At 37.6% G+C, this 14,444-nt stretch carries 11 protein-coding genes; 5 read left to right on the top strand and 6 right to left on the bottom strand.

All coding sequences use genetic code 11. From position 1 onward, the window contains the following. Positions 1-577: 577 nt before the first annotated feature. Positions 578-2,311, bottom strand: coding sequence for a phospho-sugar mutase (locus MKY78_RS12415; RefSeq protein WP_339213067.1), 1,734 nt, complete (start codon positions 2,309-2,311; stop codon positions 578-580). Between the two features lie 117 nt (positions 2,312-2,428). Here MKY78_RS12415 and MKY78_RS12410 point away from each other — a divergent pair, with 117 nt between their 5' ends. Further along, a complete protein-coding gene (locus MKY78_RS12410) occupies positions 2,429-3,586 on the top strand; it encodes an AI-2E family transporter (protein WP_339213065.1) in 1,158 nt (385 codons plus the stop codon). 80 nt (positions 3,587-3,666) lie between these two features. On the opposite strand, the gene MKY78_RS12405 is transcribed toward MKY78_RS12410, so the two are convergent. Further along, positions 3,667-4,515, bottom strand: coding sequence for a GNAT family N-acetyltransferase (locus tag MKY78_RS12405; RefSeq protein WP_339213063.1), 849 nt, complete (start codon positions 4,513-4,515; stop codon positions 3,667-3,669). 182 nt (positions 4,516-4,697) lie between these two features. Here MKY78_RS12405 and MKY78_RS12400 point away from each other — a divergent pair, with 182 nt between their 5' ends. Together MKY78_RS12400 and MKY78_RS12395 are read left to right on the top strand one after the other, a co-directional pair. Further along, complete coding sequence (locus tag MKY78_RS12400) at positions 4,698-5,813, top strand: IS4 family transposase (protein WP_339213018.1); 1,116 nt, start codon at positions 4,698-4,700, stop codon at positions 5,811-5,813. A gap of 213 nt (positions 5,814-6,026) precedes the next feature. Next, positions 6,027-6,206, top strand: a complete 180-nt coding sequence (locus MKY78_RS12395) for an SE1832 family protein (protein WP_339213061.1) — start codon at positions 6,027-6,029, stop codon at positions 6,204-6,206. 88 nt (positions 6,207-6,294) lie between these two features. On the opposite strand, the gene MKY78_RS12390 is transcribed toward MKY78_RS12395, so the two are convergent. Continuing rightward, a complete protein-coding gene (locus MKY78_RS12390) occupies positions 6,295-8,127 on the bottom strand; it encodes a sodium:proton antiporter (protein ID WP_339213059.1) in 1,833 nt (610 codons plus the stop codon). Between the two features lie 279 nt (positions 8,128-8,406). On the opposite strand from MKY78_RS12390, the gene recQ reads away from it, so the two are divergent. Beyond that, a complete protein-coding gene (gene recQ / locus MKY78_RS12385; RefSeq protein WP_339213057.1) occupies positions 8,407-10,551 on the top strand; it encodes a DNA helicase RecQ in 2,145 nt (714 codons plus the stop codon). Positions 10,552-10,753: 202 nt separating this feature from the next. Here recQ and MKY78_RS12380 read toward each other — a convergent pair whose 3' ends face one another. From MKY78_RS12380 to MKY78_RS12370, 3 genes are all read right to left on the bottom strand, one after another. Then, positions 10,754-11,827 (bottom strand): hypothetical protein, encoded by a 1,074-nt coding sequence (locus MKY78_RS12380; RefSeq protein ID WP_339213055.1) that lies wholly within the window; start codon positions 11,825-11,827, stop codon positions 10,754-10,756. Between the two features lie 25 nt (positions 11,828-11,852). Next, the gene (locus tag MKY78_RS12375; RefSeq protein WP_339213054.1) at positions 11,853-12,554 is read right to left on the bottom strand and encodes a peptidase E; all 702 of its coding nucleotides are present in this window, start codon (positions 12,552-12,554) and stop codon (positions 11,853-11,855) included. Positions 12,555-12,671: 117 nt separating this feature from the next. Further along, positions 12,672-13,658: a phosphotransferase gene (locus tag MKY78_RS12370; protein ID WP_339213052.1), complete on the bottom strand. Its 987-nt coding sequence runs from the start codon at positions 13,656-13,658 to the stop codon at positions 12,672-12,674. A gap of 404 nt (positions 13,659-14,062) precedes the next feature. On the opposite strand from MKY78_RS12370, the gene MKY78_RS12365 reads away from it, so the two are divergent. Beyond that, positions 14,063-14,386, top strand: a complete 324-nt coding sequence (locus MKY78_RS12365; protein ID WP_339213051.1) for a hypothetical protein — start codon at positions 14,063-14,065, stop codon at positions 14,384-14,386. The last annotated feature ends 58 nt before the right edge of the window (positions 14,387-14,444 follow it).

Genomic DNA, 14,444 nt, shown 5'->3' with positions numbered 1-14,444 from the left:
TCTGGCTCATGACAGCTTCCTAAGTTGGTTGACTTTTCTTCCATGGGCAGACGGGCTTCGCACCAATTCTCCACCTTTTGGGTGAAAGATTGCTTCTGTAACTCTGTACAGAATCTCTCGCCTTTGCGACCTTTCTGGCGAGATTAATCACTACTATCCCCTGCTCTGACTTCTTACCACCCATAATCCCAGCTTGTCCCTCACGGACTTGTCTGGGGGTTACCACCAAGTGGAGACGATAAGACCTCCTTGGGTCACGTCACCGAACTTTCCTCTGAACCCAGTCCTCATAACTTATAGAATCCTGTTGTGGGATTGGACACTCCCTTCTTTTGCAGGGTTATCCGATTCTATCAGCCAACATGGTTATTGTCGCCTGTTCCAGAGTTTGCCTTCAAGCCCTCCGCACATTCCCTCACGAGCATGCACTGCCTGTCAGCTATACACTTCCGCCACTACGGCGTGTTTGGGACTTTCACCCTTAAGTTCGGAGCGCTGCCAAGCGCACAAAAGTCCTCCGCTCAACTTTGAACGGAGGACTTTTTCATCCCAATTCTTTCCTTATCACAACATCTATCTAAGAGATAATCTCATTAATCACCTGATTTATTCTCTCTTTAAACACTCCTAATGTTTCTTCACTTTCTGATAGACTTGCACCACATGTTCCAAAATAGCATTTAATTTTGGGTTCTGTTCCAGAAGGTCTCAGACATACCCAGTTATTGTTTTGCAAACTAAATTTCAATACATTCTCTTGTGGGAGCTCTATAGTTTCTGTTTCTCCTGTAGATGTGATATAACGTTCACTTACAAGATAGTCCTCCACTTGTTCCACTCTATATCCTGCAATTTCCTTAAACGGATTTTCGCGAATAGTATTCATAATAAGCGCTATTTTTTCCGTACCTGACATCCCTTCTAGGGTTAGGGAAGACATTCCCTCACGATAATAGCCATGCTTTTCGTATAAGCCATCTAGTGCATCAAGCAATGACTTCCCTTGCTGCTTCCAATAGTAAGCCATTTCACTAGCCATCACCGCTGCTTGAACCGCATCCTTATCGCGGGTGAAGCTACTTATTAAATAGCCGTAGCTTTCTTCATAGCCAAAGGCAAATGCCTCACCTGTCGAATCAAATTGATGAATCTTCTCACTAATATATTTAAATCCAGTTAGTGTGTTGATTGTTTTCACACCATACGATTTCGCTACTGCCTGTCCTAGCTCCGATGTTACGATTGTTTTTAATAAACGATAATTAGATAATAGTACTTTATTAGTATGAGATAAAATATAATCGACTAAGAGAGCTCCTAGTTGATTCCCTGTAAGTACGGTATAATCTCCCATTTCATTTTTAACCGCAACACCTAAACGATCTGCATCAGGATCAGTCCCTAATAGAATATCTGCATCCACCTTTTTCCCAAGTTCAATTGCCATAGAGAATGCTTGGTGTTCCTCAGGGTTAGGAGAGGCTACTGTTGAGAATTCTGGATCTGGCTTTGCCTGCTCCTCTACTACGGATACATTGGTAAACTTTAGCTGTTCTAATCCATTCGTAACCAAGCTGTATGCTGTTCCATGTAGAGGTGTAAATACAATATTTAAGTCTTTTTCTTGCTTCACTTCCTCAATTGGAAGCTTGGTAATTTGTTTAAGCTGTTGTAAATAGGCATTATCTACTTCTTCATCAATCCATATTAATAATTCTTGCTGCTCTAACACTTCCTGTTCAACAACAGGAATTTCTAGTTCGTTTTCTATTTGTTGAATGGCCTCGATTATTTTATTTGCTTCATTCGGGACCATTTGTCCACCATCTTCGTTATACACCTTAAAGCCATTATATTCAGGTGGGTTGTGACTTGCCGTAATCATCACGCCTGCTGCTGTCCCTAAGAAGCGAACAGCGAACGATAGAAGTGGAGTAGGTCTAATTGATTTAAATACATAGGTTCTGATTCCAAACACACCAAGTGTTTTAGCTGTTTCAATAGCGAATTCCCGTGACATATACCGTGAATCATAGGCTACCACGACACCACGGTCTTTGACATTTACTACATTATTTAATAGATATTCCGCTAATCCGTGTACTGCCTTACGAATGGTATATATATTCATGCGGTTAGTCCCAACACCTAATACACCACGGATTCCACCGGTTCCAAATGTTAGTTCCTTATAAAATGCATCTTCTAATTTTTCTTGATTCGTTTGTAAGTCATCTAGCTCTTTTTTTAATTGAGAATCTAGGGATTGGAAAGCATTCCATTTCTCATAGACTGACTTCCAGTTCGTCATTGTCATAAGCCTCCAGCACTATAATATGTTCAAATTTTATCATAAAATCTAGTAATAATCTAATTGCTCTTCTTTTCGTTTATTTCTGTTATTATTAGGAAAGAATGATAGATAGTAATGACGCATTTTCTTAGTGCGAAAAAGTTCGAATTATTATATGATTACCCTATACAGGTAGAAAGTGTGATGAATATGTTTAATAAACGTTGGTTTCAGACTCTTGTTGGTATGATTCTAGTATTTCTATTAATCTATCTTGTGTATTTAACCCGGTTCATCTTTGATCCTGTCCTAAAGTATATTGGGGCAGTAGGATTTCCACTAATTGCAGCTGGATTACTCTACTATTTAACTAGACCAATTATGAAACTCCTCATTCGATACAAGGTACCAAGAATTCTTTCTATTCTATTAGTATTTATCATACTGATTGCAGTCGTTTATTTTTTCACGATTTTCATTATCCCGATTGCACAGGATCAATACGCTAGATTCGTTGACAATATCCCGATCATGATGAAGGGTGCAGAAGATGTTATTCGCTACGTTCAAGCAAACCAAAGTATCATTCCAATAGAAGTATATGAAACCATGGATAATTTCATTGATAATATGCAAACCTATATTGAAGGCTTTATGACTTTCTTATTCAGTTTTATTAGCCAGTTAATTGGGTTTGTCTTCGTCCTAGTCTTAGTCCCATTCTTCCTATTTTTCATGTTAAAGGATGGGGAAAAATTCGTACCATTTGTGACGAAAATTTTTGCCGACAAAAAGGCAAACAACCTACGTAATTTGTTACGAAAGATTGACCACACCTTATCAGCTTACATCCAAGGACAATTGCTAATCAGTCTAAGTATTGGGGTAATGCTATTTATTGGTTATTTAATTATTGACTTAAATTACGCTTTATCGCTTGCACTATTCGGAATGGTTATGTGTGTTGTTCCGTTTGTAGGACCTTTTATAGCAGTGTTACCGGCATTGATTGTCGGTGCGTTCGAAGATCCAATGAATATCGTGTGGATTTCGTTGATTATGATCATCGCACAACAAATAGAAGGTAACTTTATCTCACCGAATATTATGGGGCATGTCTTACGAATTCATCCCTTAACGATTATTACAATTATACTGGCTGCAGGTAGTATTGCTGGCTTTATCGGGATTCTAGTAGCTGTTCCATTCTATGCGGTCGTTAAGGTTATCATCATGCACTTCTATGAAACATACCAGGATACTAGGAAAAATAAAGAGGATGCATTGTTATAGAAAAAACAGCGACGGGCTATGTCGCTGTTTTTTTATCGTATGATTGCATATTTGATTACCTAAACCAGCTCACTAAACCACTATTCAAAATAGTACTCCACGGATTCCCCGATGTCGTAATAGCCGATTTTTCGATAAATACTGTTTGATGTTGGATTAGCTAAATCGGTGTATAAGCTACAAAATGCATACCCATCATCTAGCAGTTTTTGAGATAGCGCTGCTACTACACTCGTTGCATGGCCTTTTCGCTTATGTTGTTCCGGCGTGAAGACAGCATTAATCGTTGCACCGTTTTTCGTTTTCCGCGAGTTATTTGCCATCGATACAACCTCCCCGTTTACTCTCCAAAGGTAAAGGGACTGATTTTGGATATAGGTTCTTGCCATGCTATCTGCTCGAGATTTAGAAATAGGCACATTGGCTTGTTCACCAAATTGATATAGCCATTCTCTTACGATAGACAAGTGATCATCAGTAGCTAGAATAAGTTTCCCTTCAGGATTTGGTGTAACCTTCACTTCGTCCAATTGATAGATTAGTTGTTTCATATGTAGTGTCGCTTTTTTCCCAGATAATTCCTTCCAGAGGCTTACAAATTGATTCGCTTGCTCACTTCTACCAAGAACACCTGGAACAGGATATTTATGTCGATATAGATAGTGAACGATAGCTGGAATTACTTGTTCAGTTGGACCATCAACACTGGGAAGAATCCATTTATTTGGAGGAGTTTGCATAAAAGCATAAATAGGCTCTCCATCTTCTTCCACTAATCCTAATCGAATACCGTCCGAGAATACGCCGATTGTTTCTTTTCCTCTTTCTAATAAGCCTAACATTAAGTTATTGAGTACTTCTTGATGTAGCAACAAGTCCTCAACACGTTCTAGATAACGCTTGATGGAAGACTCTAATCGTACTTTCATGCATTACACCCCTTTATATGATAATTTAATTTATTTTACATCACTAGCGTTGCATTAAATTAATTTTATTATTAAAAATACTCGAAATGTTCAATTTTATTGTTTTGCGCAAAGAAAAAGTCCTTTATAATGGATAAGTCAGGTGGTAAACCCGTCCAAATCCACTAAAAAGGACAAATCTCATGGACAAGATTACACGAAAAACTTCATTTGGACAATGGTTTTCACCAATTAATTTTCAATTATTTGAAGAACAGGTGAAAACATTGAAATTAGATTTCTATACGAAAAAATTAACGACAGAGTCGTTCCTAAAGTTACTGCTTTTTGCACAGCTACAGGAAGTCGAGAGTCTTCATGCACTAAGTGACTGCCTCTTCGATGACAAGCTTCAAAGGGCTATCGACCTTGATTCTATTAGTATTTCTCAGTTATCACGACGATTAAATGGGCTGAATCCCGACCTTTTCCAAAGACTGTTTCTCGATTTAGTATCACAAATTCATGCCAAAACGCATTATACGAAACTTGTAATGCCATTAAAAATTATTGATTCTAGCACTTTGCCACTGAATTTGACGAATCATAAATGGGCAAAATTCCGCAAAACAAAGGCAGGAGTGAAACTGCATCTGCGTCTTGTATTTATGGAAAAAGGCACTTCTTACCCAGAAAAAGCCGTAATGACAACTGCAAAAGAACATGACCGAGGCCAGCTTGAAATTATGGTAGATGACAAAGAATGCATGTATGTGTTCGACCGTGGTTACTTAGACTACGAACGTTTTGACCGCATGACCGACGAGGGCTACTTTTTCCTTTCAAGGCTGCGGAAAAACGCAGTCATACGGGAAGTTTACAACTTTAAGTTGCCCGAAAATATGCCTGTTTTATCAGACCAAATGGTCTTAATTGGTACTACACAAAACCGTGCTGAAAATTATTTTCGCCTGATAAAGGTCTTGGATTCAAAGGGAAATGAACTCCATTTAATTACAAATCGTTTTGATTTAAGTGCCGAAGAGATTTCAGAAATGTACAAATCACGCTGGGCAATTGAATTGTTCTTCAAATGGATCAAACAACATCTCAGCATTAAGAAGTTTTACGGTCAGAGCGAATGGGCGATTCAAAACCAAGTATTTATCGCACTTATTGTTTTTTGCCTTCATGTTCTTGTGCAAATTGAAACAAAAAGCAAGCGAAAAACGCTACAAATTAGCCGTTATTTAAGGGCTGCATTATGGAAACCAGCGCATATTTGGCTTCGAAAGATTGAAGGCAAATCCGTCCCTTAATAAGCAAATTGTCGTTGTCACACAGGTCTAATTGTAAATTATTTCCAAATGGATGGAGCCACCTTTAATTCGGTATTTACTTTTTTGGCTCTAAACAGAAGATATAATAAAACTGAAAATTACGACATTATTTTTGCAACACTAGTGATTTTACATCAATTTATTGTTTTGTAAAGGGCTACACGATAAACTTAACATAAGGGGTGAATGACGATGACAAAAAAAGAGCTTTACGATAAATTAGATGAGCTTAAATCGGATTATGTTCGAATTCAAAGTGATTTAGATAAATTAGTGTATGTACGTGGTAGGGCTTCTTCTGCTCAGGAGCAACTTGTACGTATTGAAGAGGAAATTGCCGAGGTTTATAAGAAACTAGAAGCATTGGAATAAATCTTATATAAAAGCACTGTAGATTGCGATATCTACAGTGCTTTATTTGATCAATCCTACCACTTAAGCTAGAAAGTAAACTATTGTCTTAACTTTCATTAGTCAATCTAGCTTGGATCTTTGCTTTTTCCTTAGTTGGTGGCATTAGACTAACAATGATGTCTCCAGCGCTTGGTACGGTGCGCATCTCCTCAGAGTAATAATTAATTTTTCCTGATGGTTTGATGATATAGAGGAATACTGTCTCCTCATCCTTTTCATCTAGGTATTGCTTATAAGAGTATTGCTCCGTAATCATCGTTTGACGGAATACAAAGCCACTTTCTACTTTTTCTATTAAATCCTCTAGATTGACTTCTTGTTTGAATAAAATCCTACCACCAACTTTAGAGACAATTTCCGTTGATTTAGAGACTTTATCATATGGGCTTACCTTAAAGACATTCGTACGGCCATATTCTGGCATAAACGTTGTACAAACTAACGCATTATATGAATTACTATCTGTAGCAGCAATTAAATACTCATATGGAATGGTATCTAAATGGTGTTCTGTCTGCTCGGATAGGAATTCCTCATGGTAAAAAGGCACTCCCGCTTCACGAGCAAGCTTCAATTTCTGCCAAGAACGATCTACAATAATAATAGGTACATTCACTTTTGCCAGTGACTTGGCAAGTTCTACAGTAAACTTATTGCTTCCTACAATTAATGTTCCTGGTCTACCTTCCATCGATAGATTTAATCGCTTCGCAAGCCAGCCAATCGAAAAGCCATGGGCGATAACCGTAAAGAATACTAGACCAAATGTTAAGGTCGTTAGAATTTCCGCATCCTCATAACCAGCATCTAACAATATCGTAGCGAAATAACTAGATACGGTTAAGGCAACAATCCCCCTTGGGGCAATCCATCCGACTAGTAATTTTTCATTAAATGTCAGTCCTGTTCGGAATGTGGAAAGAAAAATAGATAACGGTCGAACTAAGAACATCATTAATAAAACATACCCAATGATATTCGGACTAAATATTTCCAAAATCGTATCGATTTGCAAGGATGCTGTTAGCATGATAAAGATTGCTGAGATTAATAAAATCGAAATATTTTCCTTAAAGTGACGCATATCAGCAACCGAGGAAATCCCCATATTAGCAAGCGTGATTCCCATTGCCGTTACAGATAATAATCCTGTTTCATGCATAATTTCATCAGCTACGGTGAAACAAAGAATGACAACGGTGAACACGGCTGGCGATTTTAGAAACTCTGGTATATGCCCTCTTTCAAATATAAAGCCAATTGCCCGTCCGCAAAGCCAACCGAAAACCGCAGCAAACATAGAAGCCGCAAAGAACATAATTAACGCTGTTCCATCCGGGTCATTCGAAGTTAGATAAACAATTATCTCGAAAGCAAAAACAGCAAGTAATGCCCCAATTGGGTCAACAATAATTCCTTCCCACTTCAAAATCTTCGCTGGTCTCGGTTTTAATTTTGCTTGACGAAGCAAAGGCATTATAACGGTTGGTCCCGTAACAATAAATAAACCACCAATTACAAAGGCAACAGCCCAGGATAAACCAGCTATATAATGTGCTGTTAACGATCCAAGAATCCATGCAATAAAGGCCCCTACAGTGGATATTCTAAAAACTGGTTTCCCTAATCCCCGTAACTCTTTAAAGCTTAAATTTAAACTACCTTCAAATAGAATGATAGCAACAGCAACAGATATGATCGGACTATAAAGACTACCAAAATCTTCTTCCGGATTTATAAAACCAAGTACCGGGCCAATAAGAAGTCCCGTAACGGCCATGACTACAATTGCTGGCATCCGAAAACGCCATGCCACCCATTGCGAGCCAATACCTAGAAAGAAAATTAACATAACTTCTAATAATAATGATGGTTCCATTCGATGCCCCCTATTTTAAAATATAAGGTCATTCTATATTCCCGATTAATAAAAGTAAACTATTATATATTATTTTGAATTATAAAAATAGAATGCAGAACTTCTTCGAAAAATAATTTTATTCATAATATCATGTTCCAAGCTAAGTATGCGTAACTTTTCCCCTTTCTGTTATGAAAACATCACTTATTCGTAATAACATCCTAGTATAATTAGTATTTACCAATTCGATTACCTTATCAATTTATGATAGGATAAATGATGATGAGGAGGAAAAATATGATACTAGAGCAAGAAAAGATTCTCAAAACATATTTTGGTTATGAATCCTTTAGACCTGGTCAAGGGGAAGTAATCGAGCGAGTAACCAATACGATAAATACGCTTGCTGTTATGCCAACTGGTGGGGGTAAGTCAATTTGTTATCAAGTCCCTGGCCTAGCGCTTGATGGTACAGCTATTATCATCTCCCCGTTAATTTCACTAATGAAAGATCAAGTAGATTCTCTCCTAGCGCTAGGTATTCCCGCAACCTTCATTAACAGTTCATTATCAACGGAAGAACAGGAAATCCGTATGAATGAAATTGCCGATGGACGGTATAAATTTGTATATGTTGCACCGGAACGATTCGAATCCAATGGCTTTATCCATGTCATTAGAAGGATAAAAATTTCACTTGTCGCGTTTGATGAAGCCCATTGTATCTCCCAGTGGGGACATGATTTCCGTCCAAGCTATCGCTCCATCGTTCCAACATTAAAACAAATTAGGAATATCCCTGTTTACATGGCACTCACCGCAACAGCAACGGAGGAAGTAATTTCTGATATTCAGGAACTATTACATATAGCCAATCAAAACGTAATTAATACTGGATTTGCCCGTGATAATTTAGCCTTTCATATCGTCAAAGGAAAGGACCGTACAAGCTATATTCGTGCCTTCTTAGAAGAACATCAAGATGAGTCTGGCATCATCTACACTGCGACACGGAAGCAAGCAGATACACTGTATAATCAGCTTTCAAGCCGTGGCATAGAGGTAGCAAAATATCATGCAGGTATGTCCGAACAAGCTAGGAAGCAAGCACAAGCTGCCTTTATCCATGACAAAAAACCAATTATGATTGCCACTAATGCTTTTGGAATGGGGATTGATAAATCCAATGTTCGCTACGTTATCCATTATTCGATGCCAATGAATATTGAATCCTATTATCAAGAGGCTGGAAGAGCTGGTAGAGATGGAGAAGCAAGTGACTGTATTTTGCTCTTTTCACCGCAGGATATCCAACTGCAAAAATTCTTAATTGAGCGTTCCTTAATGGATGATGCCGCTAAGCAAAATGAATATACAAAACTACAAGCAATGGTCAACTACTGCCACACCCAAGGTTGTCTAAGCAGTTATATATTGGATTATTTCAAAGACAAATCCCCACATAAAAACTGCGGAAGATGCAGTAACTGTGTAGAAAAAATAGAAAAGACTGATATAACAGAAGAAGCACAAATGATTCTCTCCTGTGTAAAACGAATGGGGGAACGTTTCGGTGTTAGTATGACTGCAAAGGTGTTAAAAGGATCTAATGACAAAAAGCTTCGCGAATTTAGATTACAGTCATTATCCACGTATGGATTACTATCCGCTTATACCGAGAAGGAAATTACGGAACGAATTCACTTCCTCGTAGCAGAACAGTTACTATCAACTGAACAAGGGAAATTTCCAACGTTAAAACTTAATCAGCATTCAGTGGAAGTATTAAAAGGTCAAAGAACCGTGGAAATGTATACTGCGCCAATCCCTACTGGTGAAGAAGATGATTATTACAAAGATCTATTCGAGGAGCTACGTGCTCTCAGAAAAGAGATGGCCGACGAGCTAAACGTCCCACCTTATGTGCTATTTTCTGATGCTACCTTAAAAGAGCTGAGCAGATATTTCCCAGATACAAAGGAAGATATGCTTGAAATTAAAGGTATTGGTGAGAAAAAGTATGAACAGTATGGTGATGCCTTCTTATCCGTCATCCAAAAGTGGCGTAATCACCATCCCGAAGCGAAAACTAGAGTGAAAATTTCTGGTGCTTCTCCTTCTCCTAAACCAAAGAAAAGCGAAGAAGAAGGCCCAAGTCATTTAGTTAGCTACAAGCTATTCCAATCTGGAAAATCGATTAAAGATATTGCTGCTATTCGTGAAATGACAACGATGACCGTTGAAAACCATTTATTTAAAGCCTTTCAAGAAGGCTATCCGATTGCGTGGAATATATTTTTCAATGCAGAAGAAGAAGCAACCATTCTAGCAAAAAGAGAAGAAATCGAAGAACCAAAACTCAAACCTTTAAAAGAAGCATTGCCTGATGGCTATGACTATACAAAAATAAAGGCTGCTTTGGTAAAGAATGGACTCATGTAAACAACACTTAAGAATGAGACTAGAAGCGTTTCAATCAAGAGGAAAACCGGATGGCTAGACACCATTGCTCCAGGCATAGATGTATCATAGGGCGTCCTGTTCCATATGGAGATTGTCCGCCACTCGGTTTTCCATTACATCCTTTTCATTTAGATTATCATTCAGCCAAGAGTACTTTATATTTATATTGAAAAGGTTACCATTATAAAGCTAAACAAGATTCTTCTAGTTCGTTTAAACAGACCCTTAACCTATGGTTAATCATGTCCTTATCCCCCATTTGTTGGCGTATTTTATAGCTTAAATCGTTCCCATTCAAGATATCGTAGTGCTCATATATCTCTAATAAAATCCATAAGATATATTCATACGTTATCGACCGAATCAACCGAGCATCACCACTTGTGTATCCCTTTATAAAGCCGTCGGCAATATAACTCATTGTAGTTGCGTTTTGCAAATATCCACTACTCCGATATCTTGGGGCAGTTGAATAAGCTGGAAGAAGAAATTTATAACAAAAGACCACATAACCGGCATATTTCAAGTCGAAATCTAGCCTTGGAAATGGGTCAATTATCGAAACATTGCCCGAATGTACTATCATATTTTCTGGTGTTATATCTTGATTTACTAATGCTATCTTCTGCTGATGATTACGACGGTCGTTAATGATGTCTATCACCTTATTCACAACATTGATCTGATCAAATTGTAAATCTGTTCTAGTCAGCTTCTCCAATACGCTTATATACTGGTCGTTATCATCTTGCCAAATTTGATTGACATCCTGTTGTACTTCCCCTTCCAAATTTCCCCCATTCCACTCCAACGCACCAAATCCCTCTAAACCCGTAGTTTTACTGTGCATCGACCGAAAGAAACATCCTAACTTTTCCCCTACTGAAAAAGCATCATGATGACGTAAACTTTGAAGTGGCATTCCTTTTCCCATATAAGATTCCACTGTAAATACGATAGATTCGTCTAAAAAGTAATCAAAAAACGATGGACAAATCCCATCGCAACAGGCATTAGCATTCTGATAGTAAATTTTCGTAGATTCGTATTCAGAAATCAATTCATTCTCTTCATATTCTTGTACGATCCCATATGCTTCCTTCTTTTTGATTCTTAATACAATATCTGCTGCTATTTCTCTTTCTACTTTATATACATCATGCCAAGCACCTTCACCAATTTTCGAAATGTGATTTTTCGGTATATTTTCTAACGCTAATTTTTGAATCGCTTGTATAATACCATCGCATCTCATTGCAATACTTTCTCCTTTATAATTCTTAATCAGCTTGTCCTAAATATCTTACCTCTAATTCCATCTCCTTTACTGTCTTATCCAGATAAACGTTATAAGCCCTTGCATTAGATCTTGAACTTACAATTTCGCTTAATTCTTGATTAATATAATGAAGCGCTACACCATCATCCGTAGCAATACCAGCTTTCATTTCTCCTTTATCTACAAGCTGTTGGTAAGAAGGTCTGCGATTTGTTTCTCCATCATAATGTGGGCAATTACTTCCACTAAGGAAACCTAAGCCATTTATTGGTTCCAGTTTATCACCATAGGAATCGGTTACCCCTTCTTCAAACCAGCAAATGGAACCTGCGCTAACACCAGCTAAAACTATGCCTTGCTCCCAAGCCGTTTTTAATATAGTATCTATACCCCATTCTTTCCATAATACAAGCATATTCTTGGTGTTACCTCCCCCAACATAAATGATATCTTTTTCTAGTAGATAGCTTTGCAAATCTCTAGTTTGTGGTTTAAATAGGGAAAGGTGCGAGGCTTTACAGCTTTGTTTTTCAAAGAAGCTATAAAACCTTGCTATATAATTATCTGAATCCCCACTCGCTGTAGGAATGAAACAAATCTTTGGAGTTGTTTTACCTGACTGATGAAGAATATATAAATCTAGCAAGGGATTTTCTGGCTCCATCGAAAATCCACCACCTCCAAGAGCTATTACTTGCCTCATCTTTCCACTTCCTTTTTATAGAAATTAATCTACACATCTATTTAACGGGATTTCGAAAAAACATTTTTATTTTCAAAAGGAGTTAATACTATCGATAACTATTAACTCCTCCTATTACTAATCCTTATCGATATTCATTTCAATCGCTTCAAAAGATTGTCGATATTCCTCGATATAGCCTACTAATTTATTCCTTAAATTCAAGAGCCACTCTGGATCATCTTCTGATTCTATAATGTCCACTGTTCTAATCAACATCGCAAAACTGTTTAATTTGTGCATTCTTTCAAATTTATCCGCTTCCTTTAGAATGTTCTCATCTAATTCTGTCTTGCTTTTATACCCACGAATAAACTCTCTTACAATAGGAGAATTACTATCTAATTCCCCTACATCCCTAAGGGCATAAATAATATCCGCGATAAACCAATGACTCGTACTATCATCGAAATCGAGCATATGCATCTTTTCCTTTTCAAAAAGGACATTATCTAATTCAAAATCATAATGAATGAGGCCAACATTTTCTTTCACCAATGGTAACCTCTCTGCCCAGCTTTGTAATCGTTCCAGTTCTTGATGAGCAAATAGTTCACTTGCAGGAATAACCTCTTTCGCGATTTTAAATCGCTCTTTCCAACTTGGACGATTTTCCAGTAGGTGATCAGGCATATTTTTCAAAGTAGCATGAAGCTCCCCTAATGCTTGGCCCCATTGATAAATCTGGACCTCCGTCAATTCATCTAGCTCGTAATGCTGTCCTTGAAGTCCTTCAAACACAACGCAATGATAGGTTCCCCACTTTGTTTCGACAATTTCAATATACTTTTCGTTCCTGGATAACACTGGCTGAACAACGTTTAATGTGTGTTCCTTCAAATATGCGACAATTCTCAGCTCTGCCTCTATTACTTTAATATCTCTTTCTGAGGAATCATTGAACCTTAAAAAATATGGCTTACCTTCTCTTTGAAAAATGAAAAGGAAATTTGCACTCGCCCGGAAAAAGTATACCGTCCCTTCATCATAATGCCATCTTGATAAGATCTCCTCTGCCAATGGACTTCTCCATTCATTGTCCACGGTTTCGACAACTTTCATCATACTGCTAAGTTTCATCATAACAATACTTCCCTTCCATAGAATATTGACAACAATATTCAACAAGCTTATAGGGAATTACGAAAAAGAAAAGGAGAACCAATTTAAAATATGGCTCTCCTTATTTCTTTTCCATTTTCTTGTGAAAAGCCCCTCAAATCTTTTCCGTCCTAAGGGCAAACTATTACATATTATTAAAAGGTAAGGACGAAGAAAGACCAAACTTATTGAATTTAGCAAACATCGACCTCACCCCTTTCGCTTTTCGTTACTTGTATTATATACTATAACCCTCCGCAAAACAATGAATTTTCAAATTCTTTTTTTAATTCCATCTAACGAACAACCCACTTCTAATTTTCAACGATTGGATGTATAATATAGAAATTACTTAAAGGGGTGGTTCTGTGAAAAGGTATATTGCCCTGTTCGTCCTGTTAACCGTAATGGGTCAATTTTATTATGCTCATGCAGTTTTTAAACACGAGAACCCGATTCTAGCCCAAGAATACGATACCCCAACAGCTTCTACTTTAGATGATTTTTCCCCAGTAGGTGGGGATGGGAAACTAAAGATTACGTTCCTGTTCCTGGGGACTATTCTAGTAGTAACCTTTATCTTTGTATTCTCGTTTAATCGATTTGTTCAATTCGTTAAAAGACGAACAGTATTATGTCCTATTTTTTATCAATCTAATTATCTAATCTCTACTTCTTTGAAAATCAGCTAAGTTATTTTCAAAGGAGGGTGAAAGCGATGATGGTCGCACGTTTCATTATGATGGGAAT

The organism is Ornithinibacillus sp. FSL M8-0202 (genome assembly GCF_037975285.1).
Classification (GTDB): Bacteria; Bacillota; Bacilli; order Bacillales; family Amphibacillaceae; genus Ornithinibacillus; species Ornithinibacillus massiliensis.
The sequence above is the reverse complement of the archived record's forward strand: the minus strand, read 5'-3'. Positions and strand labels throughout refer to the sequence as shown.

Coding starts and splice junctions, on each gene's coding strand:
- MKY78_RS12400 (WP_339213018.1), top strand. CDS start 4,698: ATGGACAAGATTACACGAAAAACTTCATTTGGACAATGGTTTTCACCA.
- MKY78_RS12375 (WP_339213054.1), bottom strand. CDS start 12,554: ATGAGGCAAGTAATAGCTCTTGGAGGTGGTGGATTTTCGATGGAGCCA.
- MKY78_RS12405 (WP_339213063.1), bottom strand. CDS start 4,515: ATGAAAGTACGATTAGAGTCTTCCATCAAGCGTTATCTAGAACGTGTT.
- MKY78_RS12370 (WP_339213052.1), bottom strand. CDS start 13,658: ATGATGAAAGTTGTCGAAACCGTGGACAATGAATGGAGAAGTCCATTG.
- recQ (WP_339213057.1), top strand. CDS start 8,407: ATGATACTAGAGCAAGAAAAGATTCTCAAAACATATTTTGGTTATGAA.
- MKY78_RS12395 (WP_339213061.1), top strand. CDS start 6,027: ATGACAAAAAAAGAGCTTTACGATAAATTAGATGAGCTTAAATCGGAT.
- MKY78_RS12415 (WP_339213067.1), bottom strand. CDS start 2,311: ATGACGAACTGGAAGTCAGTCTATGAGAAATGGAATGCTTTCCAATCC.
- MKY78_RS12390 (WP_339213059.1), bottom strand. CDS start 8,127: ATGGAACCATCATTATTATTAGAAGTTATGTTAATTTTCTTTCTAGGT.
- MKY78_RS12410 (WP_339213065.1), top strand. CDS start 2,429: ATGACGCATTTTCTTAGTGCGAAAAAGTTCGAATTATTATATGATTAC.
- MKY78_RS12380 (WP_339213055.1), bottom strand. CDS start 11,827: ATGAGATGCGATGGTATTATACAAGCGATTCAAAAATTAGCGTTAGAA.